General features: G+C 65.4%; 15 protein-coding genes and 1 pseudogene. 5 read left to right on the top strand and 11 right to left on the bottom strand.

The features are described 5' to 3' along the window. Positions 1 to 46: 46 nt before the first annotated feature. On the bottom strand, positions 47 to 1432 hold the full coding sequence (locus GRI62_RS12635; protein WP_131451088.1) for an MATE family efflux transporter: 1386 nt from the start codon (positions 1430 to 1432) through the stop codon (positions 47 to 49). 175 nt (positions 1433 to 1607) lie between these two features. On the opposite strand from GRI62_RS12635, the gene GRI62_RS12630 reads away from it, so the two are divergent. From GRI62_RS12630 to GRI62_RS12620, 3 genes are read left to right on the top strand one after another with little or no spacing between them, the layout of a single operon-like run. After that, complete coding sequence (locus GRI62_RS12630) at positions 1608 to 2210, top strand: c-type cytochrome (RefSeq protein WP_234027456.1); 603 nt, start codon at positions 1608 to 1610, stop codon at positions 2208 to 2210. A 45-nt stretch (positions 2211 to 2255) separates the two neighbouring features. Continuing rightward, the gene (locus GRI62_RS12625; RefSeq protein ID WP_131451087.1) at positions 2256 to 2798 is read left to right on the top strand and encodes an acyloxyacyl hydrolase; all 543 of its coding nucleotides are present in this window, start codon (positions 2256 to 2258) and stop codon (positions 2796 to 2798) included. Positions 2799 to 2835: 37 nt separating this feature from the next. After that, the gene (locus tag GRI62_RS12620; RefSeq protein WP_131451086.1) at positions 2836 to 3435 is read left to right on the top strand and encodes a phosphatase PAP2 family protein; all 600 of its coding nucleotides are present in this window, start codon (positions 2836 to 2838) and stop codon (positions 3433 to 3435) included. Here GRI62_RS12620 and GRI62_RS12615 read toward each other — a convergent pair. The 10 genes from GRI62_RS12615 to GRI62_RS12575 all read right to left on the bottom strand — a co-directional run bounded on the left by GRI62_RS12615 (position 3432) and on the right by GRI62_RS12575 (position 9109). Next, complete coding sequence (locus GRI62_RS12615; protein ID WP_131451085.1) at positions 3432 to 4118, bottom strand: hypothetical protein; 687 nt, start codon at positions 4116 to 4118, stop codon at positions 3432 to 3434. The genes GRI62_RS12620 and GRI62_RS12615 overlap by 4 nt on opposite strands. Then, complete coding sequence (locus tag GRI62_RS12610; RefSeq protein WP_131451084.1) at positions 4099 to 4488, bottom strand: hypothetical protein; 390 nt, start codon at positions 4486 to 4488, stop codon at positions 4099 to 4101. The genes GRI62_RS12615 and GRI62_RS12610 overlap by 20 nt, the downstream gene beginning before the upstream one ends. Before the next feature lie 111 nt (positions 4489 to 4599). Further along, the gene (gene rplL / locus GRI62_RS12605) at positions 4600 to 4974 is read right to left on the bottom strand and encodes a 50S ribosomal protein L7/L12 (protein WP_131451083.1); all 375 of its coding nucleotides are present in this window, start codon (positions 4972 to 4974) and stop codon (positions 4600 to 4602) included. 90 nt (positions 4975 to 5064) lie between these two features. Next, entirely contained in the window at positions 5065 to 5580 is a 516-nt protein-coding gene (gene rplJ, locus GRI62_RS12600) for a 50S ribosomal protein L10 (protein WP_131451082.1), read from the bottom strand. 305 nt (positions 5581 to 5885) lie between these two features. Beyond that, positions 5886 to 6233, bottom strand: coding sequence for a hypothetical protein (locus tag GRI62_RS12595; RefSeq protein ID WP_131451081.1), 348 nt, complete (start codon positions 6231 to 6233; stop codon positions 5886 to 5888). Positions 6234 to 6382: 149 nt separating this feature from the next. Further along, a complete protein-coding gene (locus GRI62_RS12590; RefSeq protein ID WP_131451080.1) occupies positions 6383 to 6649 on the bottom strand; it encodes a hypothetical protein in 267 nt (88 codons plus the stop codon). Positions 6650 to 6752: 103 nt separating this feature from the next. After that, positions 6753 to 6989, bottom strand: coding sequence for a helix-turn-helix domain-containing protein (locus GRI62_RS12585; RefSeq protein WP_131451079.1), 237 nt, complete (start codon positions 6987 to 6989; stop codon positions 6753 to 6755). Beyond that, positions 6989 to 7525 (bottom strand): DUF2975 domain-containing protein, encoded by a 537-nt coding sequence (locus tag GRI62_RS12580; protein WP_131451078.1) that lies wholly within the window; start codon positions 7523 to 7525, stop codon positions 6989 to 6991. The genes GRI62_RS12585 and GRI62_RS12580 overlap by 1 nt, the downstream gene beginning before the upstream one ends. Before the next feature lie 17 nt (positions 7526 to 7542). Then, complete coding sequence (locus tag GRI62_RS14645; protein WP_267901985.1) at positions 7543 to 7677, bottom strand: hypothetical protein; 135 nt, start codon at positions 7675 to 7677, stop codon at positions 7543 to 7545. 112 nt (positions 7678 to 7789) lie between these two features. Next, the gene (locus GRI62_RS12575; protein WP_131451077.1) at positions 7790 to 9109 is read right to left on the bottom strand and encodes a dicarboxylate/amino acid:cation symporter; all 1320 of its coding nucleotides are present in this window, start codon (positions 9107 to 9109) and stop codon (positions 7790 to 7792) included. A 352-nt stretch (positions 9110 to 9461) separates the two neighbouring features. On the opposite strand from GRI62_RS12575, the gene rpoB reads away from it, so the two are divergent. Together rpoB and rpoC are read left to right on the top strand one after the other, a co-directional pair. Then, positions 9462 to 13649: a DNA-directed RNA polymerase subunit beta gene (gene rpoB / locus GRI62_RS12570; RefSeq protein ID WP_131451076.1), complete on the top strand. Its 4188-nt coding sequence runs from the start codon at positions 9462 to 9464 to the stop codon at positions 13647 to 13649. Positions 13650 to 13731: 82 nt separating this feature from the next. Next, a pseudogene (rpoC, locus tag GRI62_RS12565) lies at positions 13732 to 17868 on the top strand (DNA-directed RNA polymerase subunit beta'); the annotation flags it as partial. Positions 17869 to 18017: the final 149 nt, after the last annotated feature.

Here is an 18017-nt window from a genome sequence, read left to right as displayed (position 1 = left end):
ATTTCGTCGCGGGGGCGGGCCATGGTCGCGATGCGGCAATACCGGCTCAGGCAGGGGTGAGGCCCAGCCGTTCGCGCGCGCGCCAGCGCCATAACAGCAGCGCGGCGGCAAACACGAGGCCCGTTGCCAGGCCGATCCACACACCCGTTCCGCCCAGCGACGTGCCAAGGCCCAGCCCGGCGGCAAGGCCGAAGCCCGGCAGCCAGTAGCTGAAGACCGCGATCCACATCGGCACGCGGGTATCCTTCAGGCCGCGCAGCGCGCCCGCCGCCACCGCCTGTATCCCGTCGAACAGCTGGAAGGCGGCGGCAATGACGAGAAAGCCCGTGGCCACTTCCACCAGCGCGGCATTGCCGCTCGCGCCGGGGTCGAGATAGATGGCCAGCAGCGCCTGAGGCATCACAAGAAAGGCGATCGCGGTGAAGACCATGAAGCCTGTGCCCATGGCGATGCCGGTCCAGCCGGCGCGGGCGATGCCGAGCCGGTCGTTCGCGCCGACGAAATAGCCAACCCTGATCGTCGCCGCCTGGCCCACGCCGAAGGGGACCTGGAAGGCAAAGGCGGCAAGGTTCAGGGCAACGGTGTGCGCCGCCAGTTCCAGCGCCCCGACCCGGCCCATGAGAAAGGCGGCCGCGCCGAACACGCCTGCCTCGGCCAGCACGGTGATCGCGATGGGCGTGCCGATGCGCACGATCTCCATGAACCGCGGCCAGTCGGGCCGCCAGAAGAAGCCCATGATGCGGTAGCGATGCAGCCGCGGATCGAGGCGGATCGCCAGCGCGTAGAAGGCGACCACGCTGATCGACGTGATAAGCGTGGCGATCGCAGCACCCTGCAGGCCCAGCGCAGGCGCGCCCAGATTGCCGAAGATGAAGGCGTAGTTGCCGATTGCGTTGATGCCGATGCCGACCGCGGTGATGGCGGTCGCGAACAGTGGTCGCCCGAGCGTGGCAACGAAGTTCCGCAGCACCCCGGCCACGATCATCGCCGGTCCCGACCACAGCAGGATCGCCATGTACTCGCCCGCCAAGGCGGTGAGGGCAGGGTCCTGTCCGGTCGCGCGCATCAGTGCCGGCGTGAGCAGGCACACCGCCATCCCGATCACGGACAGCAGGGCGGACAGCCACAACGCCATGCGCACGGACCGGCGAACGGGGCGCAGCGCCGGCGCGCGTGCGCCCAGCTCGCTCGCCATGATCGGTGCGACCGCGCCGGTCAGGCTCTGCAGGCTCCACAGCACCAGTCCGAACACCGCCACCGCCAGTGACGATGCCGCCAGTTCCTGCGCGCCGATGCGGGCAATGAAGATGACGTCGATCGCATAGGTCAGCATTTGCAGCATGTTGGCGAGCGCCAGCGGCCCCGCCAGCCGCAGGGTCTCGCGCGTCTCGGCTTGCCAGCCGGGCGTGGGGGGATGGGCGACGGGGCGCATGATCTGGACCGTTTCGGGGCGGCCCGTCCGGATAGGCCCTGGCTGGCTGCATGGGAACCGCGTGGCGTCGTCCGACCGTGAAAATCATGAGTCTTGCGGCGGCGATGTCACAACCCTTGCCGTTCGTGCCACTTGCCGTTTATGGGACATAGTCAAAGACAGAGGGATATTCGTGATGCGCGTGTCTGCACTTTTTGCCGCCGGTTCCGCCCTGGCATTGCTGCTTTCGGGATGCGGCGGAGACTCGAACGAGGTTTCGGACCAGATCAACCAGGCCGCCGATGGCGAGGGCGCGACGCGCGATGCCGCGGTCACGCCCGCCCAGGCCGACGAAACTGCAACCATGGAGGCCGATGAGGCTGGCGAAGCCGGCGATGCGGCGGAAGGGGAGGGAGCGCCCGCGCCGACCGACACGCCGTCGCCTGCGCCCAGTGCTTCTGCCACCACGCGTGCCGCCGCGCCCACTGCTGCGCCCGCACCGGTCGCTGCCGCGGGTCCGCCGCAGTCTTTCGCCACCTGCGCCGTGTGCCATTCGGTGCAGCGCGGCCAGAACGGCATCGGGCCGAGCCTGGCCGGCGTGTTCGGCCGGCGCGCCGGCAGCGTGCCCGGGGCCAACTACAGCGCGGCGATGCAGGGCGCGACCATCACCTGGAACGAGGGCAATCTCGACCGCTACCTTGCCGATCCAGCTGCCGTCGTCCCGGGCACCACCATGCCGCCGCCCGGGCTGAACCCGGCGCAGCGCCGTGAGGTAATCGCCTACCTCAGAACGCTGTAGGCCCGGTCAGGCTGGCGAAAGCGAATCGGTGCAACAGGCGTGGCCATGCACTCGTCCCTAGCCATGCTCGCGGCGCTGGCCGCCACTGTCACCCTTCCTGCCGCGGCTTGCGCCCAGGAGGTGTTCGGCGGCGTCTACGCCCACGCGGTGGACACGCCGTTCACGCTGGAGACCACGGAAGGCGGCGTCGACATCGCCGCCGGCGTGCGCTTCGACGGGATCGAGGCGCTGGGCTTTCTGGGCAAGCCGGAACCCTATGTTGTCGGCAATCTCAACACGCGCGGGGACACCTCGTTCGCCGGTGTGGGCCTGGCCTGGACCATCGGCGACGGACCGTTCTACGTGCGCCCGGGCATCGGCCTGGTCGTTCACGACGGGCCGGAACTTCGCGTGAACCCGGCCACCGGCATCCGCACCGACCTCGGCAGCCGGGTGCTGTTCGAACCCGAGATCGGCGTCGGCTATCGCGTGTCCGAACGCGCCAGCGTGGAGGCGCACTGGATGCACATCAGCCAGGGCCAGATCTTCGACAGCAACCAGAACCCCGGCATCGACATGATCGGCGCCCGCATCAATTATCGCATTTAGGGCATCGCCGAAAACCCCTGTCGTGCGTTGCAGCGGCATGGATCAACGACAGACAAATCTCGATGACGCCGCGACAGGCGAAGGCCTCATCGCTAGCATGGACCTGGCGGTTGTGGGCGCGCTGCACCCCTATCGCGACAATCCGGCGCTCAAGGCGATCGGTGCGGCGAGCGAACTCGCCGACCAGCCGCCCCTGATCGCCGCTTCGCTCGGCACGCTAATCGCCGGCCTGCTGACACGCCGGCCGCGGCTGGCACGTACGGGCCTTGCAATGCTGGCAAGCCACGCGCTCGCCACCGGCATCAAGACACTGGTCAAGGACCGCATCGATCGTCCGCGTCCGGGCAAGGTGGAGCGGGAAGGCGAGCATGCCATCGAGCCGGGCACAAGCACGGACGGCGAGGACCGCTCGTTCCCGTCCGGCCACAGTGCCGGCGCCTTTGCCGTGGCGCGGGCGGTGGCACGCGAATATCCTGGTGGCGCGCCCGTGGCGATGGCTCTCGCGACCACCGCCTCGGCGATCCAGGTGCCACGCAAGGCGCACTTCCCCAGTGACGTGATAGTCGGCGTGGCTATCGGCCTTGCGTCAGAGGCGATCGTCGCGTTCGCGCTGCGCCGACTGTGGCGCGCGGACTAGCCACGCGTCGAGCTGACGATCCGACCCGCGTTGTCGGTCACCACTTGATAGAGCGCACCGTCGTCTGCACGCAGGCTGCGCACGGTCTGGCCGGCAGAATTTACCGTCTCGTTCACGAGGTCGAGCCCGCTCGAGGCAAGGTCGAGAACCGCGCCCGAGCGCAGGACGCCCTGCGTAAGGTCGCCCACCGTGCCGACCGTGTTGTTGACGACACCGCCGAGCGTATCGACCGTGCCGGGCAGGGCCTCGGTCAGCGACGTGATGATTTCGGGATTGTTGTCGAGCGTCTGAAGCGTGCGCTCGATGATGGCGCGCACGTTGTCGAGCCGCACGATCAGCGCTGCCTGCGCCTGCACCCCGGTAATCTCCAGCGAGACCGATTCCAGCGTGACGTCGGCACCCGCGTTCAGGCGCAGCAGGTTCGCCAGGCGCGCGTCGAGTGAGATGTGCGCCTCCAGCCCCTGCACCTCCAGCGAAATCGATTCGACCGACAGGTTCGGCACGTCGAGCACCACGTCGGGTTGCTCGCTGGCGGGAACGCTGGTGAGATACTGAACCGCCGGGCTGGCGGCGGACTGCTGGTCCTGCCCCCGGTCCTGCCGCTGCTGTGCGCTGGCGGGCATGGCGAAGGCCAGCGTCGTCAGTGCGGCGGCGGCGGCAAGGCTATAGCGGATCGTTCTCATCGGTCGGGGTTCCCTGTTCTGGCTGTTGTTGTTGCGGGGTTCGGGTCGCGGCCACGGGCTCGATCAGCGTCGCCTCGCCGTGGATGCGGATCGTGAGGTTACGGTAGCTGCGCTGGCCACGCGGGTCTGAGCGTTCGACTTGCACCGGCGGCGCCTCGCCCGGGTCGGCGCGAAACTCGGCCCGCAGGTCCCCGCCCTGCCGCACATCCACGCGGCGCGCCTCGATACGGGCGTTGAATTCGATGTCGGGCGGGGGTGCGGGAGCGGCGGGTGTCGCAGTGCCGACGGCTTGCAGGAAAAGGATCGCGGCGGCGTTCATGTCTTTGAGCCCAATCGCGAAATGCGCCGGTGGTTCCGGGACAGTGCGCATCGGGCAGGCATTGTTCCGCGATCTGGCAAGATGCAGCAAAAAGGGCGGCGCCTCGCGGCACCGCCCCCCTTGGTGATCCGGTAAGGGATCGAAGTGCAAGCCGTGAAAAGCTTACTTCAGCTCGACGGTACCGCCGGCAGCTTCGATCTTGGCCTTGACCTCTTCGGCCTCGGCCTTGTTGACGCCTTCCTTGACGACCTTCGGAGCCGATTCCACGAGGGTCTTGGCTTCGGTCAGGCCCAGGCCGGTGATGGCGCGGACTTCCTTGATGACCTGGATCTTCTTGCCACCGTCGCCGGTGAGGATCACGTCGAACTCGGTCTGCTCTTCGGCAGCCGGGGCGTCGCCACCGGCGGCGGGGCCGGCAACCGCGACGGCGGCCGCGGCAGAAACGCCCCACGCTTCTTCAAGCGCCTTGGCGAGTTCGGCCGCTTCCATGACGGTCAGGGCGGAAAGGTCTTCAACAAGCTTGGCAATGTCAGCCATGATGGTCACTCCAAATTGGGCGGGGCGAAAGAATGTGCCCCATGATGTTTCGTCTCGTGCTTAGAAAGCGTCTCTTACGCGGCGTGTCTGCTAGGCTGCGTCTTTGGCGGCATATGCGCCGACGACGCGGGCCAGCATTCCTGCAGGTTCGGCAATGGTCCGGACGACCTTGGTCGCCGGGGCATTGACGAGGCCCACGATCTTGCCGCGCAGTTCGTCGAGGCTGGGCATCGAGGCCAGGGACCTGATACCAGCTTCGTCGAGCACCTGCGTGCCCATCGATCCACCGACGATTTCCAGCTTGTCGTTCGACTTGGCAAAGTCGACGGCAGCCTTGGCGGCCGCGACCGGGTCTGTCGACCAGGCGAGACCCACGGGACCGGTGAGGTATTCCTCGATGCCCGCGTAATCGGTGTCTTTCAGGGCGAGCTTGGCGAGACGGTTCTTCGCAACCTTGTAGCTGGCGCCTGCATCACGCATCTTCCCGCGCAGATCGGTGGACTGGCCCACCGTCATGCCGAGGTTGCGGGTGACAACCACCACGCCGACCTCGTTGAAGACCTTGTTCAGCTCGGCGACCGCTTCAGATTTCTGCGAACGATCCATGCCGTACTCCTTCACTATGGCCGAATGCCCTGGCGGGCAGCCGGCCGGCTCAAGTTGCCACACGGCTCATGCCGGGTGGACGGGTCCGTTGATGGGGAAGGAGGTGCGTGCCATCACGCTGACGGCAAAGGCCCGAAGGCCGACGCCGGAATCTCGTATCCCCGTCTAGGCTGGAAATTAAGATGGCCCTATCGCCACCACCAACTGTCTCGGACGGATGACCGGAAGACGAGAAGCCCGCCGGTCAGGGCGGGCCTCTACGTATGTAGCGCGCCGTGTCAAGCGCGAAGGGGGGCGAGGGCTGCTCAGTCGAGCCGGTCGCGTTCTTCCTGCTGGGCCTCGGCCTGCGCTTCCAGGCGATCGGCCGCAGCCTCGTCGGTATCCTCGATGCGGTCGGCCTGCTCTTCCAGGTCTTCGGCGCTCTCGTCGAGCATCTCGGCGCGCTGCTCGGCGGTCATGCCGGCCATCGGATCGGCAGCTTCGCCCGTGGTGGCGGCAGTTCCGGCGTCCATCGCGGCGCCGTCATCGGTGGTCATCGCTGCGCCATCGGTCATGGCAGCGTCGTCGGTAGTGGCGGCATCGTCGGCACCATCGCCGCAGGCCGCGAGGGCAAGCGCGAAGGGGAGGGCGGCAGCAAGGGCAATCTTCTTCATCGGTCAAACTCCTGTCCGACCATCGGACTGCCTTGAAATCGCCTTATTTCAAATTGGTTCCCGTTGCCGTCGATGGCGGCAGGTCCAATGAAAAAGGCCCGCCTGGAGGGGCGGGCCTTCTACATTTTCTGGAATGATCCAGACGATGATTACATCGGCTCTTCGGTGGTGGCCGGGTCCATCGTGGTGGTGTCGTCGGTCATGGTGCCGTCGGTCATCGTGTCGTCGGTCATGGTGCCGTCGGTCATCGGGGCCTCGGTGGCCATCGGGTCGGCAGCCATCGGGTCCGCAGCCATCGGCTCGGCCATCGGGGTTTCGGTGGCCATCGGCTCGACCGGGGCAGCTTCTTCGGCACCGCTGTCGCAAGCGACGATGGCGAAGGCGAGGGGCAGAACCGCGAAAGCAATCTTCTTCATGGGGAGAATCCTGGGGCCGTGATTGGCCGCCCCATTATTGCCATATTCCCGGTGCGGTTCGCAATCAAAATTTCGCCACAATGTATGTTGCCAACGTTAATGGTCACTCCGCGCCCGTGCGAGCCGCATAGCCCAGCAGGTCGCCCGGCTGGCAATCGAGTTCCCGACAGATAGCCTCCAGAGTTGAGAAGCGGATTGCCTTGGCCTTGCCGGTCTTGAGGATCGAGAGGTTGGCAAGGGTGAGGCCGACGCGTTCGGCAAGTTCGGTCAGTGTCATGCGGCGGTCGTGCAGGAGGTCGTCGAGTTTCACCACGATGGCGGTTCCTTCTTCTGCAGGCATCAGACGGTCCCTTCCAGATCTTCGCGCATCGCCGTGCCCTGACGGAACACCCGGGCAAGGATGAACAAGGTGAGCGCCAGCAGGATACCGCCAAAGTCAAAAGCGGCATCAGTCGACGGATTGGTTTCCTCGAACGCTTGCTGGATATGAATTAGCAGCATGATTGCCGGGATGGCGATCACCTGCGCGCCAACGACAAGCCATGCCATGGCCGTCAGCCGGTCGGCGTTCTCGGGCACGAAAGGATCGCCCTGCCCCACGGTATCGACGATGCGCCGCAAGTGACGGAGGAACAGGAAACCGATCACCAGCACGAGGGCGAAAAGCGCCATCATGCCGATCACCGGCAGCAGCGGGAAGATGAAGTCAGCGCGGGCCGTCTCGGCGCGCATTCTCTCGGTGAGCGGGTCCTGGACTGCCAGCAGAATGGGAATGCCGACGACAAGCGCGCCGGAGCCAAACGCAACTAGAGCCTGAAAGAGGACAATGATGACACGCGCGGCGGACAGCAGCGGGTCTTTGGGTGTGAGCGCCATGGTGCGTTTCCCCCGGGTCAGGCCAGCGCCGGCGCGGCGGCCACCACGACGACTGACCGCTGGGCCGGGACGCTGGTGATGGCGGCCAGGCTGGTCGCGGCGATGACGACGGCGAATACGGCGGCACAGGTGCGATGCACGAAACGGGACATTTATCGATCTCCTTGATACGAGTTATTGTAGATCGATGTGACCGAGTCGTAGCATATTGTCAATCAATAATATCGCAAAACGATATGGCCATTATCGTTTGTCAGGTTGGCCTCATGTCAGAGGCCCATCGTCGGGCGCGCCGGTGCGGAACGGGCGATCCACGAGCGCGGTCGCCACGGCGTGCGCGGTCACGTGGTTCAGGGTCTTGAACACGTCGGGAATGACCTCGACCACCAGCAGGACGGCGGCAAACTCGATGGGAAACCCCACGATTGCGGCGAGCGGAACCAGCCGCGCCACGAAGGTCGCCGCGCTGGGAATGCCCGCGCTGCCTATCTCCAGCAGCCCGCCGAGGAGGCCGATCCCCAACAGCAACAGGACAGATGGCGTGGCGGAGCCATAGACCTGCGCTGCGTACATGGCGACGAACACGTAGGTCATCGGCGCGCTCATCCTGAGAGTGGTCGCCGCCAGCGGCACGGTGGCCCCGATCGCGCGTTCGGACAGGCCCATGGCGCGACAGCTCTCGATGGTCAGCGGCATGCACCCGGTCGAGCTTTGCGTGCCTACGGCCACGACCTGCGTCGGGAGCATCGCCCGCGCGAATCGCGGCAGCGGCACGCGCCCGGCGGTGGCTACCAGCAGGTAGAGCAGCCCCAACACCGTTAGTTGCGCGGCGACCATCAGGGCGATCCAGTGCGCCAGGCCTGCAAAGATGTCCGCTCCATGCTCGTAGGTCGTCGGCAGCACCAGCAGTGCCACGCCGAGCGGGGCGATGCGGATGACCCAGCCGACGATGACGAACATGGCGTCGGTCAGTCCGGTCAGCAACGCCGACAAGGCGCGCCGCCCCTCTCCATCGGGCAGCTTCGCCAGCGCCGCGCCGAACACCAGCGCGAAGAACAGCACCGGCACCAGCGTCGGTCCGGCCATCGCCTCGACCACGTTGGCCGGAATGATCGCCAGCACCGCCTCGGCCCAGGGCACGGGATCGGGCGCAACGCCGCCACCCGCCAGCGAGCGCATCGCCCGCGCCATCGCCTCGGTCACCGGAAAGGCGCCCAGCAGCAGTTCGGCGAGGACCACGCCCACTGGCACCGCGAGCAGGTACAACAGCCCGATCGCGCCAAGCGCCCGGCGTGCCGTGCGCCCCCCTGCACCACTGCCATCCCCACTACCGATCCCGCTCGAGCGCAGGAACAGCGTGGCGAGCAGGCCGAACACCAGCGGCAGGATCGTCATCTGCAAGGCGCGCAGCCAAAGCTTGCCGCCCAGCCCAATCACGCCGACAATCTGGTCCATCCCCTCGCTTCGCCCGGCGGCGGCCAGGCCCAACCCGGCCGCCGCGCCCACGGCAAGGCCGGCAAGGATCTGCGCGGCGAGGGGGAATGTCCTGCGCATCGGCGCTGTCGGTTCTGCAAGGTCGGTCATCGCCGCGAAACCTGCGGAGGTTTGCGGAGGCTGGCAAGCGGCTTGTGCCGATCCTCGCGCATGATTCCCTGCCGGTTGACCCGAAGCTGCCCCTCGCCTATATCGCCCCTACCAGCCGAGAGCTTCGAGCAAGGTGCGCCTTACGCGGGGGCGTATCCAGGACGGAAGCTTCGGCCTCTGCGCGTGAGACACGAATCGAACCAAGGCTGCAGCGGCAGCGCCCGGATAGGGTGCGCCTTCTTGCGGCCTTTGTCGCGTTTCACGCCCGATATCCCGCTTGCGAACATTCCCGGCACGGGCGGTCAACCGCCCCCCGTGCGTACACGCGAAGAAAAAGGCGTAAGGCTCGATCATGGCGACCAAGGCAACTCCGGCCCAGACCGGCAGCAAGAAGAAGCGCATCCGCAAGATTTTCGGCGACATCCACGAAGTGGTGCAGATGCCGAACCTTATCGAGGTGCAGCGCGAAAGCTATGAGCAGTTCCTGCGTTCCGATCGCGAGACCGGTTACGTTTCGGGCCTGGAGAAGACCCTGCGCTCGGTCTTCCCGATTCGCGACTTCGCCGGCACCGCCGAGCTCGATTTCGTCCACTACGTGCTGGAAGATCCCAAGTACGACGTGACCGAGTGTCGCCAGCGCGGCATCACCTACGCCGCCCCGATGAAGGTCACGCTGCGCCTGATCGTGTTCGAAGTGGACTCCGAAACCGAGACGCGCTCCGTGCTCGATATCAAGGAGCAGGACGTCTACATGGGCGACATGCCGCTCATGACCGAGAATGGCACCTTCTTCATCAACGGCACCGAACGCGTGATCGTGTCGCAGATGCACCGGTCGCCGGGCGTCTTGTTCGACCACGACCGCGGCAAGACGCACTCCAGCGGCAAGTTCCTGTTCGCCGCGCGCGTCATTCCCTATCGTGGCAGCTGGCTGGACTTCGAATTCGACGCCAAGGACATCGTGAACGTGCGTATCGACCGCAAGCGCAAGCTGCCGGTCACCGCGTTGCTGTACGGCCTGGGCCTCGATGACGAGGCCATTCTCGATCATTTCTACAACAAGGTTTCCTGGAAGCGTTCGAGCGGCAAGGCCGGCGAAGGCTGGCAGATCCCGTTCGTGGCCGATCAGTGGCGCGGTTCCAAGCCGACGTTCGCGCTGGTTGACGCCGCAACTGGCGAGGAAGTGTTCCCCGCCGGCCAGAAGGTCAGCCCGCGCGCCGCCAACAAGGCGGAAAAGGACGGTCTCAAGTCCCTGCTGATCCCGACCGAGGAAATCTTCGGCCGCTACGCCAGCGTGGACCTGATCGACGAGAAGACCGGCCGCATCTACATCGAGGCGGGCGAGGAAGTCAGCCCTGAGAATCTCGAGAAGCTGGATGCCGCGGGCATCGACCAGCTCGATCTGCTCGACATCGACCACGTCACCACCGGCGCGTGGATTCGCAACACGCTGGAGGCCGACAAGGCCGAGAACCGCGAGGAAGGCCTCGAGGCGATCTACAAGGTGATGCGTCCGGGCGAGCCGCCGACCAAGGAAACGGCCGAGGCATTGTTCGAGGGCCTGTTCTTCGATCCCGACCGCTACGACCTGTCGGCCGTGGGCCGCGTGAAGCTGAACATGCGCCTGGGCCTCGATGCCGAGGATACCGTCACCACGCTGCGCAAGGAAGATATCCTCGCCGTGGTCAAGGAACTGGTCGACCTGAAGGACGGCAAGGGCGACGTCGACGACATCGACAACCTCGGCAACCGCCGCGTGCGGTCCGTGGGCGAACTGCTGGAGAACCAGTACCGCGTGGGCCTGCTGCGCATGGAGCGCGCCGTGAAGGAGCGCATGAGCAGCGTCGACGTCAGCACCGTGATGCCGAACGACCTGATCAACGCCAAGCCCGCCGTGGCCGCGGTGCGCGAGTTCTTCGGTTCGTCGCAGCTCAGCCAGTTCATGGACCAGACCAACCCGCTGTCGGAAGTCACCCACAAGCGCCGCGTCTCGGCGCTCGGCCCGGGTGGCCTGACGCGTGAACGTGCCGGCTTCGAAGTGCGCGACGTGCACCCCACGCACTATGGCCGCATCTGCCCGATCGAGACGCCGGAAGGCCCGAACATCGGCCTGATCAACTCGCTGTCCACCTTTGCCCGCGTCAACAAGTACGGCTTCATCGAGACGCCGTACCGCACGGTGAAGGACGGCAAGGTGTCGGGCGAGGTGAACTACCTGTCCGCGATGGAAGAGCAGAAGCACACCGTGGCGCAGGCCTCTGCCGCCACCGATGCCGACGGCAAGTTCATCGAGGAGCTGGTCTCCACCCGCCAGAACGGCGAGTTCACGATGAGCCCGAACGAAAACGTGACGCTGATGGACGTGTCGCCCAAGCAGCTCGTCTCGGTCGCCGCATCGCTGATCCCGTTCCTGGAAAACGATGACGCCAACCGCGCGCTGATGGGCTCCAACATGCAGCGCCAGGCGGTGCCTCTGGTCAAGGCCGAGGCGCCGTGGGTCGGCACCGGCATGGAAGAGACCGTGGCGCGCGATTCGGGCGCAGCGATCTCCGCCCTGCGTTCCGGCGTGATCGACCAGGTCGATGCCAGCCGCATCGTGATCCGTGCCTCGGGAGAGGTGGACACCACCAACCCCGGTGTGGACATCTACACGCTGCAGAAGTTCCAGCGTTCCAACCAGAACACCTGCGTCAACCAGCGCCCGCTGGTGAAGGTGGGTGACGAGGTGCTGGCCGGCGACATCATCGCCGATGGTCCCTCGACCGATCTGGGTGAACTGGCGCTGGGCCGCAACAGCCTCGTCGCGTTCATGCCGTGGAACGGCTACAACTACGAGGATTCGATCCTCATCTCCGAGCGCATCGTCAAGGACGACGTGTTCACCTCGATCCACATCGAGGAGTTCGAGGTGATGGCCCGCGACACCAAGCTGGGGCCGGAAGACATCACCCGCGACATTCCCAACGTCGGCGAGGAAGCCCTGCGCAACCTCGACGAGGCGGGCATCGTCTACATCGGGGCCGAAGTGCATCCGGGCGACATCCTGGCGGGCAAGATCACGCCCAAGGGCGAGAGCCCGATGACGCCGGAGGAAAAGCTGCTGCGCGCGATCTTTGGCGAAAAGGCCAGCGATGTGCGCGACACCAGCCTGCGTCTGCCCCCGGGCGTCGCCGGCACGGTGGTAGAGGTGCGCGTGTTCAACCGCCACGGCATCGAGATCGACGACCGTACCCGCGCCATCCAGAACGAGGAAATCGAACGCCTCAAGAAGGACAGCGAAGACGAACGGGCCATTCTGAATCGGGCGACATACAACCGCCTGGCCGACATGCTGGCCGGCCAGACCGCGAGCGCCGCGCCCAAGGGCATCAAGAAGGGCACCGTGATCGACGCCGACCTGCTGGAGAACGTGGACCGCCACGAGTGGTTCAAGTTTGCCGTGGCCGACGATCACATGCAGGCCCAGCTGGAAGCCGTGAAGGGCCAGTACGACGAGGCGGTGAAGGCCATCAAGGACAAGTTCGAGGACCGCAAGGACAAGCTCGAACGCGGCGACGAACTGGCGCCGGGCGTGCTCAAGATGGTCAAGGTCTTCGTGGCGGTGAAGCGCAAGCTGCAGCCGGGCGACAAGATGGCCGGCCGTCACGGCAACAAGGGCGTGATCAGCCGCATCCTGCCGGCCGAGGACATGCCGTTCCTGGAGGACGGCACCCCTGTCGACATCGTGCTGAACCCGCTGGGCGTGCCGAGCCGCATGAACGTGGGCCAGATCTTCGAGACGCATCTGGGCTTCGCCGCCCGCGCGCTGGGCCATCAGATCGCCGAACAGCTTGATGACTGGCGCGCGGCCAATCCCGACATGGCGCGCGACTTTGCCGGAATGCAGCCGCCTTCCGCGGTCGTCGAGAAGCTGAAGGACGTCTACGGCGAGCAGTATCACGAGGATATCGACAGCCGCACCACTGCCGAGGTGGTCGAACTGGCGAACAACCTGCGTGCCGGCGTCCCGATGGGCACCCCGGTGTTTGACGGCGCCAACGAAGGCGACGTCACCGACATGCTGCTGAAGGCGGGCCTCGATTCATCGGGCCAGTCCACGCTGTACGACGGACGCAGTGGCGAGGCGTTCGACCGCAAGGTGACCGTGGGCATCATCTACATGCTCAAGCTCCACCACCTGGTCGACGACAAGATCCACGCGCGCTCGATCGGCCCCTACAGCCTCGTCACCCAGCAGCCGCTGGGCGGCAAGGCCCAGTTCGGTGGCCAGCGTTTCGGCGAGATGGAGGTCTGGGCACTCCAGGCCTACGGCGCGGCCTACACCTTGCAGGAAATGCTGACGGTGAAGTCCGATGACGTGATCGGCCGCACCAAGGTCTACGAAGCGATCGTCAAGGGCGACGACACCTTCGAGGCCGGCATTCCGGAGAGCTTCAATGTGCTTGTCAAGGAAATGCGCAGCCTCGGCCTCAACGTCGAGCTGTCCTCGCTCACCGATGGTGAAGACGAAGACGGCCTCGGCCAGATCGCCGCTGAATAACAGGGCGCGGGCGGCATCCGGGAAGTCCGGTCTGCCGCCCACCCCCCATCGCCCCTGTTTCTCCCACTAGGGAACGAGAAAAATGAACGAACTGAGCAAATTCACCAACCAGCTGGCCAAGCCGGAAACCTTTGACCAGATCCAGATCGGCATCGCTTCGCCGGAGCGTATCCGTTCCTGGTCGTTCGGCGAGATCAAGAAGCCGGAAACCATCAACTACCGCACGTTCAAGCCCGAGCGTGACGGCCTGTTCTGTGCGCGCATCTTCGGCCCCGTGAAGGACTACGAGTGCCTGTGCGGCAAGTACAAGCGCATGAAGTACAAGGGCGTCGTCTGCGAAAAGTGCGGCGTCGAGGTGACGGTCACCAAGGTCCGTCGTGAGCGCATGGGCCACATCGAACTGGCCGCGCCGGTCGCGCACATCTGGTTCCTGAAGTCGCTGCCGAGCCGCATCGGCCTGCTGCTCGACATGCAGCTCAAGCAGCTCGAGCGCGTACTGTATTTCGAAAGCTACATCGTCACCGAGCCCGGCCTCACAGCGATGGAGAAGTTCCAGTTGCTGACCGAGGACGAACTGCTCGACGCGCAGGACGAATACGGCGAGGACGCGTTCACCGCCGACATCGGCGCGGCCGCGGTCAAGACCATGCTGATGGATCTCGATCTCGAGCAGGAAAAGGCCGACCTGCTGGAAGAGCTCGAGACGACCAAGTCCAAGCTCAAGCCCGCCAAGATCATCAAGCGTCTGAAGGTCGTCGAAAGCTTCATCGAATCGGGCAACCGTCCCGAATGGATGATCCTGGAAGTCGTGCCGGTCATCCCGCCGGAACTGCGCCCGCTGGTGCCGCTGGATGGCGGCCGCTTCGCGACGTCCGATCTCAACGATCTCTACCGCCGCGTGATCAACCGCAACAACCGGCTCAAGCGCCTGATGGAATTGCGCGCGCCCGACATCATCGTGCGCAACGAGAAGCGCATGTTGCAGGAAGCCGTCGACGCCCTGTTCGACAACGGCCGCCGCGGCCGCGTGATCACGGGCGCCAACAAGCGTCCGCTGAAGTCGCTCTCCGACATGCTCAAGGGCAAGCAGGGCCGCTTCCGCCAGAACCTGCTCGGCAAGCGCGTCGACTATTCGGGCCGTTCGGTCATCGTGACAGGTCCGGAACTGAAGCTGCACCAGTGCGGCCTGCCCAAGAAGATGGCGCTCGAGCTGTTCAAGCCGTTCATCTACGCGCGCCTCGACGCCAAGGGTCTCTCGATGACCCTGAAGCAGGCGAAGAAGTGGGTAGAAAAGGAGCGCAAGGAAGTCTGGGACATCCTGGATGAGGTCATCCGCGAACACCCGGTGCTGCTGAACCGCGCCCCCACGCTGCACCGTCTCGGCATCCAGGCGTTTGAACCCGTGCTGATCGAGGGCAAGGCAATCCAGCTGCACCCGCTCGTCTGCTCGGCCTTCAACGCCGACTTCGACGGCGACCAGATGGCCGTCCACGTGCCGCTTTCGCTGGAAGCCCAGCTGGAAGCGCGCGTGCTGATGATGAGCACGAACAACATCCTCAGCCCCGCGAACGGCAAGCCGATCATCGTGCCCTCGCAGGACATGGTGCTGGGTCTGTATTACCTCTCGATGGACCGCGAAGGCGAGCCGGGCGAAGGCAAGGTGCTGGCCGACATCAACGAGGTGCACCAGGCATTGCACGTCGGCGCGGTCACGCTGCACTCAAAGATCCACACCCGCGTCCCGCAGACGGACGAGAAGGGCAAGGAGTACATGGCGCGCGTGGAAACCACGCCGGGCCGCATGCTGATCGGCGAATGCCTGCCCAAGAGCCACACGGTGCCCTACGAGGTCGTCAACCGCCTTCTGACCAAGAAGGAAATCGGTGACGTCATCGACCAGGTCTATCGTCACACCGGCCAGAAGGACACGGTGCTGTTCGCCGACGCCATCATGGGCCTGGGTTTCCGCCACGCGTTCAAGGCCGGCATCAGCTTCGGCAAGGACGACATGATCATTCCCGATTCCAAGGTCGGCATGATCGAGGAAACCAAGGCGCTGGTTGCCGATTACGAGCAGCAGTACCAGGACGGCTTCATCACCCAGCAGGAAAAGTACAACAAGGTGATCGACGCGTGGAGCCGTTGCGGCGACACGGTGGCGAACGCCATGATGGACGAGATCCGGGCGATGCCGAAGGACGAGAACGGTCGCCAGGCGCAGATCAATTCGATCTACATGATGAGCCACTCCGGCGCGCGTGGCAGCCCGGCGCAGATGAAGCAGCTCGCCGGTATGCGCGGCCTGATGGCCAAGCCTTCGGGCGAGATCATCGAGACGCCGATCATCTCGAACTTCAAGGAGGGCCTGACCGTCCTTGAATACTTCAACTCCACCCACGGTGCCCGCAAGGGCCTGGCGGACACGGCGTTGAAGACCGCGAACTCGGGCTACCTCACCCGCCGCCTCGTCGACGTGTCGCAGGACTGCGTCATCGTGGAAGAGAACTGCAAGACCAGCAACGCGCTGGAAATGCGTGCCATCGTGCAGGGCGGCAGCGTGATCGCCTCGCTCGGCGAGCGTATCCTGGGCCGCACCGTGGCCGAGGACATCGTGAACGTGGCCACCAGCGAGGTCATCGTGAAGGCCGGCACCATGGTCGACGAGCCCATGATGAAGGCCATCGAGGATGCCGAGGTGCAGCAGGCGAAGATCCGTTCGCCGCTGGTCTGCGATGCCGAACAGGGCGTTTGCGCGACCTGCTATGGCCGTGATCTTGCGCGCGGCACGCCGGTGAACATCGGTGAGGCCGTGGGCGTCATCGCGGCGCAGTCCATCGGTGAGCCGGGCACCCAGCTGACCATGCGTACCTTCCACATCGGCGGTGCGGCGCAGATCAACGAAACCAGCCATCTCGAGAGCATCTCGGACGGCAAGGTGGTCTACCGCGACATGCCCACCATCACCGACAAGAAGGGCCGTCGCCTGTCGCTGGCCCGTTCGGGCGAGATGGTGGTGGTCGATCCCGCTGGCCGGGAACGCGCCATTCACCGCGTGCCCTACGGCACCATGCTCATGTTCGAGGATGGCGCCGCGGTGAAGGAAGGCGATCGTCTGGCGGAATGGGATCCGTTCACCCTGCCGATCATCACCGAAACCGCGGGCCTGGTGCGTTACCAGGACCTGATCGAGGGCAAGACGCTGGAAGAGCGGGTGGACGATGCCACCGGTATCGCCCAGCGCGTGGTCATCGAATACCGCGCCACGTCGCGTTCCAAGAAAGAAGACCTGCGTCCGCGCCTGACCTTCCTTGGCGAGGACGATGCCAAGGGCAAGGGCAAGAAGGGCGAGGAGACCGAGGCCCAGCGTTACATGCTGGCCCCGGGCACCACGCTGTCGGTCGAGGACGGTCAGGAAGTGGCCGCAGGCGACATCCTGGCCCGTGCCAGCCGCGAAGCTGCCAAGACGCGCGACATCACCGGCGGTCTGCCGCGCGTTGCCGAGCTGTTCGAGGCCCGCGTTCCCAAGGACGCGGCGGTCATCGCCAAGATCAGTGGCCGGATGGAATTCATCCGCGACTACAAGGCCAAGCGCAAGATCGCGATCGTCCCGGAAGAGGGCGAGGCGGTGGAGTACCTGGTGCCCAAGACCAAGGTGATCGACGTCCAGGAAGGCGATTTCGTCAAGAAGGGCGACACGCTCATCTCGGGCAGCCCCAACCCGCACGACATCCTCGAGGTGCTGGGCGTGGAGGCGCTGGCCGAATACCTGTGCACCGAAATCCAGGAAGTCTACCGGCTTCAGGGCGTGAAGATCAACGACAAGCACATCGAGGTGATCGTTCGCCAGATGCTGCAAAAGGTCGAGATCACCGACAGCGGCGATACCACGCTGCTGCCGGGCGAACAGGTCGATCTGGAGGAGATGAACGAGGTCAACGCCAAGCTGCCCCCGCGCAAGAAGAAGGCGGAAGGCACGCCCATCCTGCTCGGCATCACCAAGGCCTCCTTGCAGACGCGTTCGTTCATCTCGGCCGCTTCGTTCCAGGAAACCACGCGCGTGCTCACGCAGGCCGCGGTCGAGGGCAAGAAGGACACGCTTGTCGGTCTGAAGGAGAACGTGATCGTGGGCCGTCTCATCCCCGCCGGTACCGGCGCGGGCATGAACCGGATGCGCGTGACCGCCACCAGCCGGGATGCAGCGATCCGTGCGCAGTATCGCAAGATGGCTGACGCGATCGAGGCGGCCGACGAGGCTGCCGCGGTGGCAGCCGCGAGCGAGAAGGCGGCTTCCGATGCTGCGATCGAGGCCGATCTGATCGCGCCCGACAGTGCGGAGGCAGAGCACGCCGCCGAGCTGGCGCAGGGTCC

Source organism: Aurantiacibacter arachoides (assembly GCF_009827335.1).
GTDB lineage: Bacteria > Pseudomonadota > Alphaproteobacteria > Sphingomonadales > Sphingomonadaceae > Alteraurantiacibacter > Alteraurantiacibacter arachoides.
This window is presented reverse-complemented; position numbering and strand designations above follow the sequence as displayed.

Coding starts and splice junctions, on each gene's coding strand:
- GRI62_RS12635 (WP_131451088.1), bottom strand. CDS start 1,432: ATGCGCCCCGTCGCCCATCCCCCCACGCCCGGCTGGCAAGCCGAGACG.
- GRI62_RS12630 (WP_234027456.1), top strand. CDS start 1,608: ATGCGCGTGTCTGCACTTTTTGCCGCCGGTTCCGCCCTGGCATTGCTG.
- GRI62_RS12625 (WP_131451087.1), top strand. CDS start 2,256: ATGCACTCGTCCCTAGCCATGCTCGCGGCGCTGGCCGCCACTGTCACC.
- GRI62_RS12620 (WP_131451086.1), top strand. CDS start 2,836: ATGGATCAACGACAGACAAATCTCGATGACGCCGCGACAGGCGAAGGC.
- GRI62_RS12615 (WP_131451085.1), bottom strand. CDS start 4,118: ATGAGAACGATCCGCTATAGCCTTGCCGCCGCCGCCGCACTGACGACG.
- GRI62_RS12610 (WP_131451084.1), bottom strand. CDS start 4,488: ATGCGCACTGTCCCGGAACCACCGGCGCATTTCGCGATTGGGCTCAAA.
- rplL (WP_131451083.1), bottom strand. CDS start 4,974: ATGGCTGACATTGCCAAGCTTGTTGAAGACCTTTCCGCCCTGACCGTC.
- rplJ (WP_131451082.1), bottom strand. CDS start 5,580: ATGGATCGTTCGCAGAAATCTGAAGCGGTCGCCGAGCTGAACAAGGTC.
- GRI62_RS12595 (WP_131451081.1), bottom strand. CDS start 6,233: ATGAAGAAGATTGCCCTTGCTGCCGCCCTCCCCTTCGCGCTTGCCCTC.
- GRI62_RS12590 (WP_131451080.1), bottom strand. CDS start 6,649: ATGAAGAAGATTGCTTTCGCGGTTCTGCCCCTCGCCTTCGCCATCGTC.
- GRI62_RS12585 (WP_131451079.1), bottom strand. CDS start 6,989: ATGCCTGCAGAAGAAGGAACCGCCATCGTGGTGAAACTCGACGACCTC.
- GRI62_RS12580 (WP_131451078.1), bottom strand. CDS start 7,525: ATGGCGCTCACACCCAAAGACCCGCTGCTGTCCGCCGCGCGTGTCATC.
- GRI62_RS14645 (WP_267901985.1), bottom strand. CDS start 7,677: ATGTCCCGTTTCGTGCATCGCACCTGTGCCGCCGTATTCGCCGTCGTC.
- GRI62_RS12575 (WP_131451077.1), bottom strand. CDS start 9,109: ATGACCGACCTTGCAGAACCGACAGCGCCGATGCGCAGGACATTCCCC.
- rpoB (WP_131451076.1), top strand. CDS start 9,462: ATGGCGACCAAGGCAACTCCGGCCCAGACCGGCAGCAAGAAGAAGCGC.